16 protein-coding genes are annotated in these 18970 nt (G+C 57.6%); 12 read left to right on the forward strand and 4 right to left on the reverse strand.

Annotation, left to right across the window (positions count from 1 at the left end; translation table 11 throughout):
* The first annotated feature begins 27 nt into the window (after positions 1-27).
* The 3 genes from WJ35_RS05325 (at position 28) to WJ35_RS05335 (ending at position 1882) form a co-directional block, all read left to right on the forward strand.
* Positions 28-834, forward strand: a complete 807-nt coding sequence (locus tag WJ35_RS05325; RefSeq protein WP_059474373.1) for a DUF4942 domain-containing protein — start codon at positions 28-30, stop codon at positions 832-834.
* Positions 835-909: 75 nt separating this feature from the next.
* Entirely contained in the window at positions 910-1236 is a 327-nt protein-coding gene (locus WJ35_RS05330; protein WP_080484241.1) for a hypothetical protein, read from the forward strand.
* A gap of 1 nt (position 1237) precedes the next feature.
* Complete coding sequence (locus tag WJ35_RS05335; protein WP_059559257.1) at positions 1238-1882, forward strand: hypothetical protein; 645 nt, start codon at positions 1238-1240, stop codon at positions 1880-1882.
* Positions 1883-2089: 207 nt separating this feature from the next.
* On the opposite strand, the gene WJ35_RS29590 is transcribed toward WJ35_RS05335, so the two are convergent.
* A complete protein-coding gene (locus WJ35_RS29590) occupies positions 2090-3877 on the reverse strand; it encodes an AAA family ATPase (protein ID WP_196222089.1) in 1788 nt (595 codons plus the stop codon).
* 398 nt (positions 3878-4275) lie between these two features.
* Positions 4276-4605: a helix-turn-helix transcriptional regulator gene (locus WJ35_RS05350; protein ID WP_059462282.1), complete on the reverse strand. Its 330-nt coding sequence runs from the start codon at positions 4603-4605 to the stop codon at positions 4276-4278.
* Between the two features lie 200 nt (positions 4606-4805).
* Between WJ35_RS05350 and WJ35_RS05355 the strand changes: the two genes are divergently transcribed.
* From WJ35_RS05355 to WJ35_RS29595, 8 genes are all read left to right on the forward strand, one after another.
* The gene (locus WJ35_RS05355; RefSeq protein ID WP_069238857.1) at positions 4806-6812 is read left to right on the forward strand and encodes an acyltransferase family protein; all 2007 of its coding nucleotides are present in this window, start codon (positions 4806-4808) and stop codon (positions 6810-6812) included.
* Positions 6813-6996: 184 nt separating this feature from the next.
* On the forward strand, positions 6997-7314 hold the full coding sequence (locus WJ35_RS05360) for a hypothetical protein (protein ID WP_059474369.1): 318 nt from the start codon (positions 6997-6999) through the stop codon (positions 7312-7314).
* A gap of 96 nt (positions 7315-7410) precedes the next feature.
* Positions 7411-7761 (forward strand): hypothetical protein, encoded by a 351-nt coding sequence (locus WJ35_RS05365; protein ID WP_059474368.1) that lies wholly within the window; start codon positions 7411-7413, stop codon positions 7759-7761.
* 824 nt (positions 7762-8585) lie between these two features.
* Positions 8586-11369, forward strand: a complete 2784-nt coding sequence (locus WJ35_RS05370; RefSeq protein ID WP_059474367.1) for a class I SAM-dependent DNA methyltransferase — start codon at positions 8586-8588, stop codon at positions 11367-11369.
* On the forward strand, positions 11369-13483 hold the full coding sequence (locus WJ35_RS05375; RefSeq protein WP_059474366.1) for a DEAD/DEAH box helicase: 2115 nt from the start codon (positions 11369-11371) through the stop codon (positions 13481-13483). The genes WJ35_RS05370 and WJ35_RS05375 overlap by 1 nt, the downstream gene beginning before the upstream one ends.
* Positions 13470-14696 carry a GIY-YIG nuclease family protein gene (locus tag WJ35_RS05380; protein ID WP_059474365.1) on the forward strand — a complete coding sequence of 409 codons (1227 nt, stop codon included), beginning with the start codon at positions 13470-13472 and terminating at the stop codon, positions 14694-14696. The genes WJ35_RS05375 and WJ35_RS05380 overlap by 14 nt, the downstream gene beginning before the upstream one ends.
* Positions 14697-14965: 269 nt before the next feature.
* On the forward strand, positions 14966-15292 hold the full coding sequence (locus WJ35_RS05385) for an H-NS family nucleoid-associated regulatory protein (RefSeq protein WP_069239407.1): 327 nt from the start codon (positions 14966-14968) through the stop codon (positions 15290-15292).
* Between the two features lie 28 nt (positions 15293-15320).
* On the forward strand, positions 15321-15824 hold the full coding sequence (locus tag WJ35_RS29595) for a DUF6933 domain-containing protein (RefSeq protein WP_080484247.1): 504 nt from the start codon (positions 15321-15323) through the stop codon (positions 15822-15824).
* Between the two features lie 165 nt (positions 15825-15989).
* Here the strand turns inward: WJ35_RS29595 and WJ35_RS05390 are convergent, their stop codons facing one another.
* Both WJ35_RS05390 and WJ35_RS31050 read right to left on the reverse strand, forming a co-directional pair.
* Positions 15990-16997, reverse strand: coding sequence for a hypothetical protein (locus WJ35_RS05390; RefSeq protein ID WP_155121867.1), 1008 nt, complete (start codon positions 16995-16997; stop codon positions 15990-15992).
* Between the two features lie 119 nt (positions 16998-17116).
* On the reverse strand, positions 17117-17314 hold the full coding sequence (locus tag WJ35_RS31050; protein ID WP_069246205.1) for a hypothetical protein: 198 nt from the start codon (positions 17312-17314) through the stop codon (positions 17117-17119).
* Positions 17315-17405: 91 nt separating this feature from the next.
* Between WJ35_RS31050 and WJ35_RS05395 the strand changes: the two genes are divergently transcribed.
* The gene (locus WJ35_RS05395; RefSeq protein ID WP_059889310.1) at positions 17406-18944 is read left to right on the forward strand and encodes an IS3-like element ISBmu11 family transposase; all 1539 of its coding nucleotides are present in this window, start codon (positions 17406-17408) and stop codon (positions 18942-18944) included.
* Positions 18945-18970: the final 26 nt, after the last annotated feature.

An 18970-nucleotide genomic window follows, 5' to 3' on the forward strand; every position in this document is an offset into this window, starting at 1 on the left:
CATTCCACTTCATTTCTGTCATGCGCCATGGACTCGACCACACTCGTTCCAAGTATCAGCATCGTGAACCTCGCCAACCAGCGCGTCGCCGTCGTCGAGCGCGTGCGCGCCGCACTCGACCTGCTCGGCGAAGCCCAGCGGCTTGCCAAAGCTGCGCATCTCGGCGTCCCCCGGCTCGTCCTTGACGAAAGCTACGGCTGTCGCGGCCGGCCGACCGTGACCGGTGACTACGCGAAACGCGACGAGGCCGAAGCCGCGATGATCCGCATTGTCGACATACGCGGCTGGGATTACCTGCTGTCGGAATCGGGCTTACGTACCTTCATGGATGCGAAAGCTCGCGACCAGTGGAGTCACCAAATTGCCGAAGGCGAAGTGCCCGAACTGACCGTCGCCAACATCGAAGCCACCTTCGCGCAGCTCTACGGAGCACGCGGCGACATGTTCGAACGCGGCGTGCTGCAATGCTTCCAGCGGCTGTCGTGGGACTACAAGACCAATCAGCCTTTCAAGTTCGGCAAACGCATCATCGTCCGGTATCTGCTCTCGCAAGGCAGCTCCAACTACCACGTGACAAACGAACTGGACGATCTGATGCGAGTGTTCAGCGTGCTCGATGGCAAGCCGGAGCCGGATCATCGGCATGGCATGTCGACGCTCATTTCAGAGGCGCAGCGTCAACGGAAGGCAGAGGCCGAGCACGGCTATTTCCACCTGCGCTGGTTCAAGAACGGCAACGGCCACCTGACGTTCAAACGCGCTGATCTGGTCGACAGAATGAACCTGATTCTCGCGAAGCACTACCCGAACGCCCTCGCGTCCGAAGCCCGGTAGGTCCGGGACGCGTCCTGCGTCTCGTCTTCCCCTTATCCATTCAGCGAACTCGGTATCCGGCTTATCCGGAGGCTCGTGTTCGTCCAATACCTGGAGAATTTCGTGAATCTGCCATCCACCGTTCACGCCGGCCCGCGCTTCAAGCTCGGCCGGATCTTCGCCACGCCCGCCGCGCTGGAGGTCATCGCCGGCGCGCGCATCTCGATCATCGACCTGCTGATCCGCCATATGCGTGGCGATTGGGGCGACCTGTCCGAATCCGATCGCCAACAGAACGATCTGTCGGTCGACGCAGGACTGCGTCTGCTGTCGAGCTACGTGCTGCCCAACAGCCACACTGTATGGGTCATTACCGAGTGGGACCGCTCCGCGACCACCTTCCTCCTGCCGGGAGACTACTGACATGCTGATCCAAAAATTCCATGCCGCGCTGTATCCCGGCGAGTCGCCTGCGGTCGCCGCGACCGGCGCGAAGCTCTTCAGCCGTCAGGGTCACTGGGACGGCGGCAGTACCCTGCACTGTGTCGCGATGGCGCTCACGCTGCTCGGCAGGATCGGTGATCCGGTGTGGCTGCCGTATCACAAGGAAGGCGCAGAACGTAGCGTGTGGGACCACGCGTGGCAGCATTACCTGCACGGGCTCACGCTGTCGGAGCTGGCAAGCTTCATCGCCGAACTCAATATTGGCGTGCGGCCTGTGCTGTGCAGCGGCAACGCTCCAGCGATCCCGCGTTTCAGCGAGAGGGAACTCGCCGCCGGCAACCCAGTGATCGTGGGCTGGAACCAGCCGCATCCGGTAAGCGCACATGCGGCGCTCGTCGTGGGCATCGAAGGACGCCAGAACGGGCAACCCTTCGAACCGCATTCGCTCCTGCTGCTGGATCCGGCGGGTGATGCGCCCGCACTCGCAGGCTTCAATGCGAGACTGGACCGGCATGGCGACGAAGGCGTGATTTACCGGTCGTCTTACGCCGCACGAGCCATCTGCCTGAAAGGCGCCGTGTCGATGGGCGAAATCGTGACTGAAGACGCCACCGCTGCTGCATGATCGTGGACGGGCGCCGTGTTCGCGCGGTGCCCCCCGGCACGCGACAATCTATCGGATTTCCGAAGTCGACCCATAGCGGTCCGCCAAAACGCGCAAAGGTCAAGGGCGGTTTCCGGCGTCAAACGGACGACCATCGGGCGAGCTCTGAGCGAAGCGTCGTTGATGCCGGGAACTACGCGGAAAGTCTGAGCTTAGGGTTTCGGCGAACTATTCTTCAAGTACCAGCGCCGTATTCGCAAACTGCTGAGTCCAAAATCCGTGGAGCTGACCATTGTGATACGACGGTTCACAACGTCTCAGTCGCTGAATTTCCCTTTTCGACGTGCTTCGAAGTTGTTCGATTGCATCCCTCACGCTAGCCGCTGAGACATTAGCGAAGAGCTTTTTCGAGATTAGATGAGCTTTCAGTCTTCCATCGCCGCGTGCATCGTCAACGAGAAAGCGTTTTTCAAGAAGATCTTGCTCGTTTGCACCGAACATGGTTTTTAAATGTACGGTGTCAAGCACAAGAAACCCGTGCTCGTGTGCCTTTTCGCCTGTTGGGATCCTCTGATCCTCAACAATGAGTAAATAACCGTCCTCGGCCAGACATCCCTCAATAAGGGAATCCTTCCGAAAAAGGCCAGCCCACATTCTTGGAGGTATCTCATGTAATACATTAGTCATCACGACGACTGAGATGCAACCCTTGTCTTTTGCAGCGAAAAAATCATCTTCTTTGTGGAAGAGACGATTTTTCCCCTCAAAATACTCAGCAATAACATTAATGCATTGGTTGTGATTGTCTGTGTATTCATCGAAAGCATAATAATCGAGGATGTCTTCTGGCGATTGATTTTTTTCAGAAATCATCGCTGCCAGCCCATCCAACAACCGCCCTCTGCCAGCGCCAAAATCTAGAATCGAAAGCGGCTGCTCACTTTTCAACGACTGTAGCTGTCGTTGGACCTGTGTCACTTGAGGGTCGCCCACCCCGTCACCAATCACTTGCGGCGGCAGAAGACTTTCACTTGCGAATTTAACTGAAGCCAATTCCGCGGGAAGGCTGGCAAACGCACTGAGTTCAGCGATCCCGTCCTCACCACCTAGCAGGCTTTTCAGAACGATCTCAGGATTCTTCCCGGCATGTGCGATTGCTCCCTTATCCATATACCAAAGGCATTTGGAATCAACCCCAGACATATATGCAAGCAGTGGAACGGAATGGGTCGCCACCCAGATCTGGGTGGAAGTTGTGCTGTTGTATATTGCCTTGACGACATCGACCACTGCTGACGGGTGCAAATGGTTCTCCGGCTCGTCAAAGATCAGAACGGTGCGCTCAAGGTTCTGACTTTGGGCATGCAGGGCGACACACAACTGCAACAGGACTTTTTGCCCATCAGAAAGATTTGCATCTCCCAGCACCATGCCAAAGATGAGTGGATAACCAGTGGACACTTGCCGACGAATTGGCTGCCCCAACATCTGCACCACAATCTCTTGGAAGGAACTATGTCTATCCTGAAGTCGAGTTCTTTCCTCACTTGATCCATCAAAATCCGAGTGCGTTACGTCGTGATATTCATTGAGGAGGCGCTGAATGTAGAAAAGCGTGGTGGAGTGAAATGTGTTATGCCCAACGTCGGTCGCATCCTGCGAGCGCTTGACGATTTCACCATGCTTCTCATTTCGAGGATCATCCAATTGCAACACTTTCGGCACGAATCTGACTGCTCGAAATGGTTCCACCTCGGGTGTTCCCACGAGTTCGGTACAGGCGGCGTAGATCAGCCGTTCTTTGCGGCGTTGCTGCGTCCAAAACCCGACATTTTCAGAATATGGGTCTTTCGTGATAGCAGCTTGCCAGAATTCGGCCTGAGAACGATGCCCTTCGGGATTTTTTAGGTTGTCCGCGGTACGTAGAGAAACGACGGCCTCTAGCGCACGAAGCAATCGTGATTTCCCCGCGCCATTCTGTCCGGCTATCGCGACCATACGACCGAGACGAGTCATTCGTATTTCTTGAAGGCCAAGTTCGGGAAAGTCGTTTGGCGGTAGCAACAGGGACGATATCAACATGGAAGTGTGGAGAAAAGAAGGCGATACACTTGAGCATTCCGAGTTCCACCCAGAGAGTCAGGGCCGTTGCCCGCGATTGTAAGGGGTGTCCACATTTCCTGTCTCCCAGAACCTATGCTTACTTTAGGCGTGCAGCGGGGCGGACTCGATAGCTGCGTCCCTGGTGCCCTAGTAATTTCTGGCGTGCGACAGACCGCCACCCGAGAGATAGCGGACGTTTCCACGTCCATGTCACAGCGTACGCGGAAGTCTGTAAATGGCCGGCAAGCGACCTTCAGTTGCCCGTCATGCATCGGATCTGGCCCTCAACAAGCCCGTAGCAACGGTCTCGATCAACGCAACCGCTGACGCTTGATCTCCGGCGGCGTCGCCGCGTTCGCGCGGCGCTCGCCGGTCGGCTTCAGTGACACCCCATTCAGTGGCGCGAACAGTTCCGCCAGCGTCACGTTCAGCGAATAGCAGATGTTCGCGAGCGTTTCGATGGACGGGTTCGCGATGCCCCGTTCAATCGCAGAAATGTACGTACGGTCAACGAGCGCCTCGAAGGCAAGCGTTTCCTGAGACTTTTCGGCCGCATGCCGGCACTCCTTGATCCGTTTGCCCAGGGCAATCGAGATCGGGGCCGGTCGTGTTGCAGAAGGGGTTGAGCGCTTCACAGTCATGGCGTGCAGGATGCCGCGCCGTCGACTGATTCACGACGTAGTATACACAACGTTACTGGTCGTGTTTACTCTACAATTCCCCGGTAATTGATCGCCGGGATGCCGGATCGTCCTCTGCCACTCGTGGCCGAGCGCATCGTCACGCCCCCCATTGTCGAGTAGACACTACAAACCACACGCGGCACCTGACAAGAACAACCATGACCAAAACCCTTTCAGTACCGGCCACGGCGGCGGCCAGCACGTTCGTCTATCGGCCGGACATTGACGGCCTGCGCGCCTTCGCGGTGCTCGCTGTTGTCGTCTTCCATGCATTTCCGTCCGTGCTACCGGGCGGCTTCGTCGGCGTCGACGTCTTCTTCGTCATTTCCGGCTACTTGATCACCGGCATCCTGCTCGCCGATCTAGGGACAGACCGATTCTCCTTCCGCCATTTCTACGCACGGCGGATTCGTCGGATCTTCCCGGCACTGATCGTGGTGCTGCTCGCGACCTATGGGATGGGCTGGTTCAGCCTGTACGGCGACGAATATCGCGAGCTCGCCAAACACATCGTCGCTGGCGCAGGGTTTGTGTCCAACTGGGCATCGTGGACTGAAGCCGGGTATTTCGATCAGGCGGCAGAAGCCAAGCCGCTGCTGCACCTGTGGTCGCTGGGCGTCGAGGAACAGTTCTACATCGTCTGGCCGCTCCTGCTGTGGGCAGCCTACAAGGCCAGACGCATCGGATGGGTGTGTGCCGCCATCGGGCTGGCATCGTTCGTCATGAACGTCGCGCTTGTCGGCCACCATCCGTCTGCCGCCTTCTACTGGCCGATCACGCGCATGTGGGAACTGCTGGCCGGCGCAGCGCTGGCGATCAGTGCCGCGCACGTCCGGATTATTGGCGGCTGGGCCAATGTGCTGTCGGGTGCCGGCGCCCTGTTGTGTCTTTCGTCGTTCGCGTTCGTGAATTCCCAGGCGGCGTTCCCCGGCTGGCGGGCGCTGTTACCCGTCGCCGGCACAGTCGGGCTCGTTGCCGCCGGTCGAGATGGCTGGTTCAACCGGTACGTGCTCGCGCATCCCCTATCGGTCTGGTTCGGTAGGATCAGCTACGCGCTGTATCTGTGGCACTGGCCGCTGCTGTCGTTCGCGTTCATCGTGGCGGGTCGGACGCCCTCGTCGGCCGTGCGAGGCACGTTACTGATTACCGCCGTCGTGCTGGCATGGCTGACGACTATGATCGTCGAGCGCCCCGTGCGCTTCGGTCCGGCAAGGGTGTGGAAGATCGCCGCGCCGTGCCTATTAATGCTCGGCATCGCCTATCTCGGCGGCATGACGTACGTGCGCGGCGGTCTGGGCTTTCGCAAGGGCTACAGCCCGGATGCCGACGTGACGACTGCCAAGCTCGGCGCAGGTCATGAGTTCGTCAACGCCATGTGCGGCGTGTCACCTGACGACCAGCGATTGTTTCCGTTCTGCGCGACCGACAAGCGCGTGCGCTCCCATTTCGCCGTGTGGGGCGACAGCAAAGCCGACGCGCTGTATTGGGGCCTCGTGCGTGAATCGGCACCCGGCGAAGGCTGGACGCTGATTGCGCGCCCGAGCTGCGCACCGATGGCGGGCGTCTGGCGCACGTCGTCGAACGCCGGTGACGATCCGGCGCTGTGTCGCGCCGCCAACGACGAGGCGCTGCGCATGTTGCTGGGCACGCCCGAACTCAAGACCGTCGTGCTCGTGATGACCGACCGCGACGTGATCGGGCAGACGTTCGCCGTCGACGGGCAATCCAGCGCCAGCCCCAGAGCCGCGCTCGATGGCGTCGACCAGGTGGTGACGGCGCTCGAACACGCCGGCCGGCGCGTGGCGCTGGTGCTCGACAACCCGCGTCTACGCGATCCGCGACAGTGCATGGACCGCCGCCCGCTCGCGTGGCCCTTCGTGCGACACGCTCTCGGCGTGACGGACATGAGCGCAGCACAACGCTGCGCGATCGGCTACCGCGACCACGTGACGCGCATGGCCCCGTTCACGGCGCTCGTCGACGACCTGAAACGTCGCCATCCGGCACTGCTCGTCTACGACCCGGCGGCCGCGCTGTGCGACGCGAAGCGCGGTGTCTGCCCGATGACGATGGACGGGCATTACCTCTACAGCTACGGCGATCACCTGTCCGATTACGGAAACGGGCTCGTCGCCAAGCAGTTCCTGCCGCTCCTGCGTCGCTGACCGGTGGTCATGGCCGCCTGTCCGCATGCTTGCGCACCATTTAGTGCCTTTGGTTCTGGCAAACATCACCCTCGGATCGCCAGAACCATTTCGTCGGCCGGTTCGCCGGTCGGCCCTTTTTATTCCGTGGGCCGATCTCGTCCCGCAATCCACGTACTTCGCAATCGTCAACCAAGGAAGCCCCATGAAAAAGCTTATTGCCTCGCTGTGCGCCGTACTCGCACTGGCCGGCTGCTCGGACAGTCACCTGAAGATCAAGCTGACCAACAACCCTGCCTTTCCTGATATTCCACGCCTGCGACTCACGGCCGTCGATCAGAACGTGACCGTCAACGGTGTCGAGATCAATGATGGGGATTGCCCGCTGAACATGGTGGAACGCTTTCCGCGAACCATCACGAAAGGCACGAGCGATACCGTCGACATCCTGTCGTCGTGTGAACGCGTCTCGAAGGCTGCGATTACCACGGACGACGGCACGTTCAATTTCACGTTCCACTGACCTCAATCCGCTGTCTTTTCCTGCGCTCATCACGTGCGCACAACCCGGTCGGTCCGTCCTTGTGACACGAGCCGCCCATCTTCAATGAGCCCTAGAATGAAAAAATCCGCTGTCGCCCTTTCGATCGCTCTTCTGCTCTCGCTGCCCGTATACGCGGCGAACAACATCGGTCAGTGTGTTTATCCGAAAACCAAGGTCGGAGCCAATGGCAACCTCGTCTTCAAGCATCCGATCTATGTCCTCGATGCGCCAAATGCCACTGCCCAGAAACGCGCACTAACCGCGTTCGCGGCCTTCACCGTGAAGGCCGAAGCGCCCGGCGGCTTCGTTAAGCTCGTCACCGTGCCAAACTACGATCTGCCTAATCCGAACAGCGTCGCCGGCAAAGTCATCGGTTGGGCAAAGCTGTCGGACTTCGATCAACAGGATCTGCGCAACTGCAACTGACGATCCAATAAAGGATGGGGCGTGCCGGAAGGCACGCCGCCGTATCCTAACCTTCTCTTTTTGCAGCGAAACCGAACGATCATCACCCGCAACGACAGACCGTCGAACCACCTAGACGGCGGCGACCTAGTGCATCGCCAGACTCGCGCGCTCCGGCAAGGCAAAAAGCGCTACTCAGCCTCTAGAAACCATCGCACCCACTCGACGCCTCGCTCGATCCCGTCGACTGTCCATACGTACGTGCCGAGTTCTGGATCGAAAAAGACATCGACCACCGATGTTCCGACCGACGCCGTGGCACCACGTATTCGCCTAGTACTACCATCGCGATTGATGACCGTGATTCCCGCGCGAGCTGCGGCCGACAGCGCCTCTACCGTTGGAGCGCCCATGGGGACCACCTTTCGATTTGGAAACGCATTGAAATAGCGCGAGCTATCAAGATAGTCGGGGAGTCACCGTTCGGCAAAGAACCGATGAACTTCGTCTATCGGTCCCGCTGTCCGGAATGCGGTCGCTTCGCCCCGCAAGCGTGGTGGGCACACGACCCCGGCCTCTTGCTCTAATCCATGCGCTGATCACTCCGCATGTCCCCAGCCTCGAATCCGCCGTCGCCCCGTTCCCGAGGCACTGTCTGGCTGCTGCGACCCGTTTGATAGCATGCGAATGCTCCTCACCGCGAGCACCTGATACGCCCTGACTCGTAGCCGACCATCTCAATCAGTACGGTTCATAAGTTTAAATAGGGCAGCATACCCCTGGTTCTATCCAAGATTTCCCCAAGCCTTGGCATAATCTCGGGCACACCCCTATTTGCCGCACACATGAACGCAGTCGAAATCGAAGCCGCCGTCTCCCAGTTGGCCGAAGCACCATTTGACGCGGAAGAGTTTCCGTACGCCTTCCTCGCCGCCTTCGGGAACAAAGACACCACGATCGCCCGCCTCCGCAAGGGTGACACCAACAAATCAGATGTTCCTGGCGGGGTCCTGCAACGCAACAACATCCACCTCGCGACCTGTGCGACCGGTCAGGTCAACGCGACGTTGAACGCCCTACGCGCGAGCCCCGAAACAACGAGGAGCAAGGTTAAATTCATCCTGGCGACGGACGGCGACACCCTCGAAGCAGAAGAGCTGGTCAGTGGCGAGACAATTGCCAGTGAATACGCAAAGTTCGCCAGCCACTTCGGCTTCTTCCTGCCCCTCGCCGGCATCTCGACAATCAGGGAAATCAAGGATAGTGCGGTCGACGTTCGAGCAACTGGCCGCCTAAATAAGCTCTACCTAGAACTTCTGAAGGAAAATTCAGATTGGGCGACGGATGAACGTCGGCAGGACATGAATCACTTCATGGCGCGCCTCATCTTCTGTTTCTTCGCCGAAGACACCGGGATTTTTGATGGTCGAGGGCTGTTCACGAAGACCGTCGATCGTATGAGCGATGCGGCGTCGGGCAATACCCATGAAGTGATCAGCACGATTTTCCAGGCGATGAACGTGCCGACCAAGGACAGCAGTGCCCGTGTGAAGGCAAAAATCCCCGGGTGGGCTGACGTCTTCCCGTACGTGAACGGCGGGTTGTTCGGCGGCAGCAACAACGTACCGCGCTTCACGCGCATGGCCCGAACCTACTTGCTGCACGCCGGCCAACTGGACTGGCACGAAATCAATCCGGACATCTTCGGTTCGATGATCCAAGCGGTCGCCGACGACGAGGAACGTGGCTCACTCGGTATGCACTACACGAGCGTGCCGAACATCCTGAAAGTGCTCAACCCGCTGTTCCTCGACGACCTCCGCGCGCAACTGGAAGCCGCAAGCGACAACAAAGCGAAGTTGCTGAACCTGCGCAAGCGCATGGCACGCATTCGCGTGTTCGATCCAGCGTGCGGTTCGGGTAACTTCCTGGTCATCGCGTACAAGCAGATGCGCGAGATCGAGGCCGAAGTCAATCGCCGCCGTGAGGAGCCTGATCTACGATCAGCCATCCCATTGACCAACTTTCGTGGGATCGAGCTTCGTAGTTTCCCCGCCGAGATTGCACGTCTCGCGCTTATCATCGCCGAATATCAGTGCGACGTGCTGTATCGCGGCCAGATGCAGGCCGTGCAGGACTTCCTACCGCTCGAATCCGAGAACTGGATCACGAATGGCAACGCACTTCGACTCGATTGGTTGGCGCTCTGCCCGCCCACCGGAACGGGCGTAAAGGTCGTCTCGGATGACCTCTTCGAGACCCCACTTGATCAGCCGGAAATCGACTTCGAGAACGAAGGTGGCGAAACGTATATCTGTGGCAATCCGCCATATAAAGGCAGTAAATGGCAAACGGATGAGCAGAAGGGTGATCTGGCGAGGGCTTGGGTCAAGCATCCGAATCTTGCGAAGAACACAGACTATGTAACGGGCTGGTTCGCGAAGTTTTTTGAATACGCAGATAGCGTGCCAAATGCTGTCGGCGCGTTCGTAGCAACGAACAGCATTTGCCAAGGACAACAGGCGATTGAAATATGGCCCGCCGCCTTTGATCGCGGTTTTGAAATTAGATTTGCGCATACGTCTTTTAAGTGGGCAAATCTGGCCAGCAAAAATGCTGGCGTGACCGTCGTCGTAATCGGGCTTGGAAAACATTCAACGGGTTCAAAAAGGCTCTATCAAGATGACTTGGTGAAGGATAGCTCCGTAATCGGCCCGTACCTGGTCCCCAATAGCCTGGCCTACGTGATAAAGGCAAGCTCTCCTATCGGAGAGCAATCCCCAATGTCATTCGGCAACATGCCTCGGGATGGCGGGCACTTACTTCTGGATCGCAACCTCGCAACCAATCTGATGACAGACGAGGCGGTACGACCGTATCTCAGACTCTTCATGGGATCCGATGAACTCATCAAGGGTAAGCAGCGATATTGTTTGTGGATTCGAGACGATGAAAAGGACAGCGCGATCGAAAGTCGCTTCATCGCAGATCGGTTGAAGCTGGTCGCCGAATGTCGAAGTCAATCTAACGCCGATTCCACAAGGCAGTTTGCAAAAAAGCCATATCGATTCGTGCAAATAGCCGGGACTGCTAAGGACACTGCAATTGTTGTCGCAACTGTCTCATCCGAATCCAGAGAATATCTACCGGTTTCCTTTGTGTCCGCGAACACGATCATTAGCAATCTTGCTTTTGCACTTTACGACGCTCCATTATGGAATCTCGCGCTGATCGCATCAAAGTTACATTGGGTATGGATAGGGACAGTGTGCTCAAGAATGCGAACAGATTTTAGATATTCCAATACAATCGGCTGGAACACGTTCCCCGTGCCGACACTCACGGAGCAAAATAAAGCCGACCTGACAAGATGCGCCGAGGACATCCTGCTTGCTCGTGAAGCGCACTTCCCGGCGACGATCGCTGACCTTTACGATCCCGATGCCATGCCGGAGAATTTGCGTCGCGCTCACGAGCGCAACGACGAAGTGCTCGAACGCATTTACATCGGGCGCAGGTTCCGCAACGACACCGAACGACTGGAAAAACTGTTCGACCTATATACGAAGATGACAGCGGCGAAAGCGAAGCCGGCCAAGAAAACCATTCGAGCACGGAAAACCGCGTAATGTGCAACGAAGAGACCAAGCGTTATTCCATCCCAACCGTCTCGATCAAGACGGATCGAACGGGGGCGTCCAGCAAATCGAACGCATTGGGTATGCGTCCCATGCAGGAACGCGCCTACGCAAGACGGGGCGAACAATACCTGTTGATCAAGTCGCCGCCGGCTTCCGGCAAGTCGCGCGCGTTGATGTTCATCGCGCTCGACAAGTTGACGAACCAGGGCATCAAGCAAGCCCTGATCGTGGTGCCCGAGCGCTCGATCGGTGGCAGTTTTGCCGACGAACCACTGTCCCAGTACGGCTTCTTCACCGATTGGGTGGTGAAACCGCAGTGGAACTTGTGCAACGCGCCTGGTGCGGACGACGTAAAGGTGGCTCCGTCCAAGGTTAAGGCCGTCGGCGAGTTCCTTGCCAGCGACGACAAAGTACTGGTCTGCACGCACGCCACGTTCCGGTTTGCCTACCAAGAACTTGGGCCAGCCGCGTTCGACCATCGTTTGATCGCGGTGGATGAGTTCCACCACGTTAGCAGCGACCAGGACAACATCCTGGGCCGGCAGTTGACCGAGTTGATTCAGCGGAACAAGGTGCACATGGTCGCGATGACCGGCTCCTACTTCCGTGGCGATGCCGAAGCCGTGCTGACACCGGACGACGAAGCGCGCTTCGATACGGTGACGTACACCTATTACGAGCAGCTGAACGGCTACGAGTATCTGAAATCACTCGACATCGGCTACTACTTCTACACCGGCCAGTACCTCGATGCGGTCATGCGGGTACTTGATCCGTCGTTGAAGACGATCGTGCACATCCCGAACGTCAACTCGCGCGAAAGCCTGAAGCAAAAGCACAAAGAGGTTGAGGGGATCATGGACGGTCTCGGCACCTGGAAAGGTACCGATCCCCAAACCGGCTTTCATCTTGTCGAGTTGCCCGAGGGCCGCGTGATCAAGGTTGCCGACCTGGTGGATGACGGGGATGGGCGCTCCGCTGTTCTGTCGGCGCTGAAAGACCCGAAGCAGAAGAACAATCGCGATCACGTCGACATCATCATCGCGCTCGGCATGGCGAAGGAAGGCTTCGACTGGATCTGGTGCGAGCACGCGCTGACCATTGGCTATCGCAACAGCCTGACGGAGATCGTTCAGATCATCGGTCGCGCCACCCGCGACGCGCCGGGCAAGGAAAGCGCGCACTTCACGAATCTGATCGCTGAACCGGACGCGTCCGAGGACATGGTGGCCGATGCGATCAACGACACGTTGAAAGCGATCGCCGCAAGCCTGCTCATGGAGCAAGTCCTGGCGCCGCGCTTCGCGTTCACGCCCAAGAATGCCGGCGAGCAGCCTGGTTTCGACTACGGCCGCGAGGGTTACAAAGATGGTCAACTCAACGTCGGTGTGAACCACGACGACGGGCGCGTGCACGTCGAGGTCAAGGGTCTGGTCGAACCGAAGTCCGAGGAAGCGGCGCGCATCTGTCGCGAGGACATCAACGAAGTGCTCGCCTCGTTCGTGCAGAACAGCAAAACGCTCGAGCGCGGGTTGTTCGACCACGACAACACGATCCCTGAAGAACTCACGATCCTTCAGATGGGCAAGATCGTGCGCGAGAAGTATCCGCACCTAGAAGAGGACGATCAGGAGGCCGTGCGCCAATACGCGGTCGCAGCGCTGGCTTTCACGCAAAAGGCCAAGCAGGTCAAAATGCTGATTACCGACGAAGCAACCGGTGGGGTCGACGACGGTACGCCCAAAGCAAACCTTGCCCTCATTGAAGGGGTGAAGCAGTTTGCGATGAGCGTCACGGAACTGGACATCGACCTGATCGACCGGATCAACCCGTTCGACACCGCCTACGCGATTCTTGCGAAGGCGATGGACGAGAAAACCTTGAAGCAGGTGCAAGCCGTGATCGCGGCGCGCAAGATCAACATCCCTATCGAAGAGGCGCGCGAACTGGCGAAACGGGCCGTTGAGTTCAAGCGTGATCGCAATCGTCTGCCGGACATCAACGCCGCCGATCCGTGGGAGAAGCGCATGGCCGAGGGCATCGCGGTTCTTGCCCGCTACAAGGCGGCCGAGAAGAGGAAGGAAGGCAATGGCAACGCGTAAAAAAAGCCCGGTACCGAACGATGTGTCCGACGACGACCTGCTTGAACAGTTGGGCATCTCGGTCGAAATTGAGGTCACTGGTGGTCGTACGGCCCAAGAGGAGCGCATCATCGCCGGTTTCGAGGAAATCCAGCGCTTCGTCGAGCAGCACGGCTACGCGCCTCGCCACGGCGAAGGTTTCGACATTTTCGAGCGCCTTTACGCTGTTCGCCTGGATCAACTACGTCGCAACACGGCCGCACTGGCGTTGCTGGCACCCTGGGACACCCAAGGTCTGCTTGCCCAGTCGGCGACCGAGACCGAGGCAGATCTCAACCAACTTGGCGACGATGATCTGCTCGCGGAACTTGGGGTCGACGCAAAAGATGACGACGACATTACGGTGCTCCGGCACGTCCGATCCGCTGCGGAAAAGGCGGCGGCCGAGCAAACCGCCGAACGTACGCCGTGCGTCGATTTCGAGAAGTTCAAGCCTCTGTTCGACGAGGCCAAGGCGGGGCTGAAGGACGGCACCTGGGAAGCGTTGCCGTTTGCTCACGATGCTGAAATCAAACTAGAAAGCATTCAACAAGGTGACTTCTACATCCTGAACGGGCAGATTGCCTACATCGCTGACATGGGCGACGAAATCAAAACGTCCGTCACCGACCGACCGGATGCGCGGCTTCGTGTCATCTACGACAACGAGACCGAAAGCGATCTGTTGCAGCGTTCGTTCCAGAAGGCGCTCTACCGCGACGACGCACCGCGTCGTCTGCGCAAGAAAGAGGTGGGATCACTTTTCAGCGGCGAATGGCAAGACGACGACGTGCAGAGCGGTACGATCTACGTGCTGCGCTCGTTGTCCAACGATCCGCGCATCGCCCCGTACCGCCAGGTCATTCACAAGATTGGCGTGACGAGCGGCAAGGTCGAAACGAGAATCGCGGATGCCGAGAATGATGCGACGTACCTGCTCGGTAAAGTGGAAGTCGTAACCACCTACAAGCTCGCCGGTGTCGATCGAACCAAAGTAGAAAGCTTGATCCACAAGATTTTCGCAAGCGCCCAGATCGACCTGGAAATCCTCGATCGCTTCGGCAAACCAGTCAAACCTCGCGAATGGTTCCTAGTCCCTTTACCGATTATTGATGAAGCAGTACAAAGTATCTTGAACGGCACAATACTCGATAAGGTCTATGACCGAGAAACTGGCAAGCTGGTCAGCCGGTGACCGCCCCGAGCGCCGCGCTATGATCTGGAACAGTGAAGCAGAACGGACATGGTGGCAAGGTTATTGAATTTCAAAACGAATAGAGAAGAAACACCGTGAAGCGCGATCGGGATCTGCTGCGCAAGCAGCTTACCCTCCATGTCCGCAGAAAGTCGAATAAATTTCTCGGATGGCGCTATGCATCACCTTCGCTCAACTCAATCATTTCGACTTGCCGGGCGTCTCCACGAATGAAGCAACTTCTGCAAATCGATCACCACCATACGCAAATGAACAATCAATCTATTCGAGATCTACAAAAGCAACTTGGCCAACTTAATCTGCTGCTCGCAGAAGCCAAGCATAAAGAGAAACATGTCGCCCTCGAGCAAATTGCAGCATACGTCAAGGAATACGACATCACCGAGACTGAATTGCTGCGCGCCGCCGGCTTAGTCAAACCTAAGCGTCAGAAGGCACCCGCCATGTACTACGATCCCAACAGCGGGAATTCTTGGACTGGTCGTGGTAAGCGGCCAAAGTGGCTTGAAGACAAGAATCTCGATGACTACCTGATCCGGGAAGCTGCCAAACCCTGGTGGCCCGAAGGACACTGACTATGCACTGGCTCGACGTCTCGACACGATGTTTCACCTCCACTGTACCCGCAAGCTACTCGATCGCCTAGGTCGCCATCCGATCTCCGACCCGGAAAGTACGCCGGCGCCCATGTTGGGCCATTGGTACGCCACGGCGCTGTTCTGGCGCCCTCAAGTGGCCCTTTGCGTCAACGAACGCACGCTCTTGCCGATCCTCATGCCGCTCGCGCCAGCAGCGACCCTGCCTGCTCGTTTTCCGGAAGCACTGGCAACCGTGTTGCAAGCGCATGGATGGGACGCCGCGATAGTCGATGCCGAGATGCAGCACATGCGCGAATGCAAGATTGCGAAGACCGCCAACCGAAGCGTCGTTGGAACGCTCAACGAATTCGCATTTCTCGCTCTTGCCTGGAAAGAAGAACAAAGCGCGCAGCCGGATCTACACCACATCTCCATGAGGCTCGCCGACATACCGTGTAAGCCATTACGTTACGACAGCCCAGCACAACGAATACGGAGCTTCGCAGAAAGTGCAACACCGGGGCGATAGATCGGTTTGATTGCGAGTAACGCCGATTCGACGACTCGTCGTGCATCTTCGCGTGTCCGATCACCGGCGGCTCCTGGCAAAAAAAGACCGGCGAATCACTACCGGCCGCCAAGAGCTAGCTGGCGCTATACGACTAGTTCACAGGTCGCTGACGCACGAGTGCATTCACAGTGCAGTAGTATCGTTCGCAGCGGCCGGCTGCGGCGTAACGGAGATCACCGCCGCTTTCGTGACTTCTCCGCGGCGGATCGTCGCGTTAATGCTCAAGAACACCGTTGTGCGACCCCATTCCGCCTGCTGTAACTGGAGGATCTGCGCTTGATCCAAGCTGTTATCTTGGAACGTGGCGTGAAATTCCATTCCGTCCTGGACGCGTTTGATGCGCAGACGAACAACGTCAGGTGTACTCAAATCTGTCGCGATGACGTGGTAGGTACCATTCAACTGCGCTTCTTCAGACGGCGTGCGAGCAGCCATCGCGACCACCTTAGCATCGTCGTGCGTGATCGCTAAGTCATTGACAGCCATCGACTTGGCATCACCAACGCCTCGCAAAAAGCCGTTGCGGACCTCGTCAAAGTCAGCCTGTAGCGTCTTCAAATCATTGTTTCGCGCCAGCGCTTGCGTAACGACCTCCAGACGCTTTGTCTCTTCCTGGCTCATCGCGAGCTTGTTCGCCATCTCGACAGAAACCTTCTTGTCCTCGCTACGATGTTTCAGGAACGACTTGTATGCGATGGTCGCGCCAGCAACCACAGCGGTACCCACAACCGAAATCACGAGCATCTCAGGCGTCATTTTGGCAACCAACTCTCGTGCTAGAGCCTCGGCGAAGTTTCCGAGATCGGCAGTAATAAGCGAACTGCCTTCCTCAACTTTCGCCTTCAGGCGGATCTGGTCCTTTTCATCGTCGGCAAGTTTTCGAGCCGTTGCGCCGTGCGCGAGCCGTGAATAGGCACGATTGATCGCTCGCTGGAGTTCGACGATCCCTTCGGCAATGTCAGGCGTGATGGTGCTGTGGTAGCCTTCGCCCACCAGCCGAATTTCAATTTTAGGCCAACCCTCGAAAGAAATCTGTAGGGGAGTCTCGCCTATCTCATTTCTTACCGCAGATTGCAGGAGTTCGAACGCATCCGCTTCGCTTGCGATTGTTACTTTTTTTTCGCCATCCATCCCGCTTCCTCCTCCCCGTGGGATCACTGCACTCGTGCTGCGCGATTCCTCATCGGCACAAAGGCTCTCGATTGGTACAACCCCGGACGGATTGTGCCACAGAGCCACGTTGCCTCATGTCAACTCGGCTTACTGCACGACGACACACGAGCAATCTGTGCCTTCAGTGAGAGCGTCAGGTTCAGCTTGTGTTTCGTGAAGTCGGAAAAACGATATTTCCCTCGCTCACCGGCCTGCTCACGCTTTCCGGGCTTCGTCTTCCACACACCGAGCACGACGACCTCTGAATCCTTCTCGACGCCGTCGAACCAATCCACGTGATCGGTCCAGATGCTAGCTGTTGATTTTCACCGAATCTTGACCCACCGGGGATGCGGACAAAATCTTGGACTACTTTGGAGGTAGTCCATGTATTCATACGAAGACCGCGTTCGGGCGGTCGAGCTGTACCTGAAACTCGGAAAGCGCGTCAAGGCGACAATCCGCCAGTTGGGTTACCCGACGAAGAATTCTCTCAAGGCGTGGTGCGAGGAATTCGAGAAGAGTGGCGATCTGCAGAAAGAGTATGTTCGCGTAAAGCCAAAGTACTCAGAAGAACAGAAGAACCTGGCACTTGAGCATTACGTCAATCACGGGCGCAGCTTCAGCTTCACCCTCAGGGCATTAGGCTATCCCTGTCGCCAGATACTGACGGCGTGGGTTCGCGAGCGCTATCCGGAAACCAGGAAACGCGTGGTTGGCAAGGCAGGCCGACCGGCCGTGTCATTGGCGACCAGGCAGCTCGCGGTGTACGAACTGTGCACACGGGAAGGAAGTGCACAGGCGGTGGCGCAAAAGCTGGACGTCGACAGGGTGTCGCTGTACAACTGGAAAAACCAGTTACTCGGCCGAGGGGCCCCTGCATCCATGAAGCGCGACAAGGGATCACCATCAGAGACGGATCGGGACGAACTGGAGCGGCAGGTCGAAGAGCTCCGGCGCGACATTCGCAATCTGAAGCTTGAACACGACCTGTTGAAGAAGGCGAATGAACTCGTAAAAAAAGACCTGGGCGTCGACCTGCCACTCCTGAGCAATCGGGAGAAGACGAAGCTGGTTGACGCCCTGAGAGAAGAATACGGTTTGACTGAGCTGCTTGAGCGGTTGGACCTGGCGCGCAGCTCCTATTTTTATCATCGATCGCCCATACGGGTTGCCGACAAATATGCAGATGTCCGTCGTACCGTTGCAGAGATCTTCGAGGACAATCACCGATCCTACGGCTATCGTCGGGTGCAAGCAGCGCTTAGCAGGCAACGAGTGTTTCTATCGGAGAAAGTCGTGCGTCGCCTCATGAAACAAGGCGGCCTCCACGCAGCAAGGCCCAAGCGGCGCCGATATCGCTCTTATATCGGGGAAATCAGCCCTGCCCCAGATAACATCATCAATCGCGATTTCCACGCGAACGCCCCCAACGAAAAGTGGGTGACGGATATTTCCGAGTTCCAGATTCCTGCGGGGAAGGTATATCTATCGCCCATGATCGACTGCTTCGATGGGATGGTAGTCAGCTGGTCGATTGGCACAAGCCCCGACGCAGAGCTCGTGAATTCCATGCTAGATGCGGCTATTGAGACCGTGACCGAGGACGACGAGACGCCGATCGTGCATTCCGATCGGGGTGGCCACTACCGTTGGCCTGGCTGGCTATCGCGGGTTGCGAAGGCTAAGCTGATCCCCTCCATGTCGCGTAAAGCCTGTTCACCGGACAACGCGGCCTGTGAGGGATTCTTCGGCAGGCTAAAGACTGAGATGTTCTATACAGGAGACTGGCGTTCGACGACCATCGCGGAGTTCGTTGAGGTACTGGACGCCTACGTTCGCTGGTACAACGAGAAACGGATCAAGGGCTCCCTTGGCTATCTCAGCCCCATCGAGTACCGTGAAAGCCTCGGGTTAGCAACGTAAATCAGTCCAAGAAAATAGCCGCATCC

Origin of the sequence: Burkholderia ubonensis (assembly GCF_001718695.1) — a bacterium.
Classification (GTDB): domain Bacteria; phylum Pseudomonadota; class Gammaproteobacteria; order Burkholderiales; family Burkholderiaceae; genus Burkholderia; species Burkholderia ubonensis_B.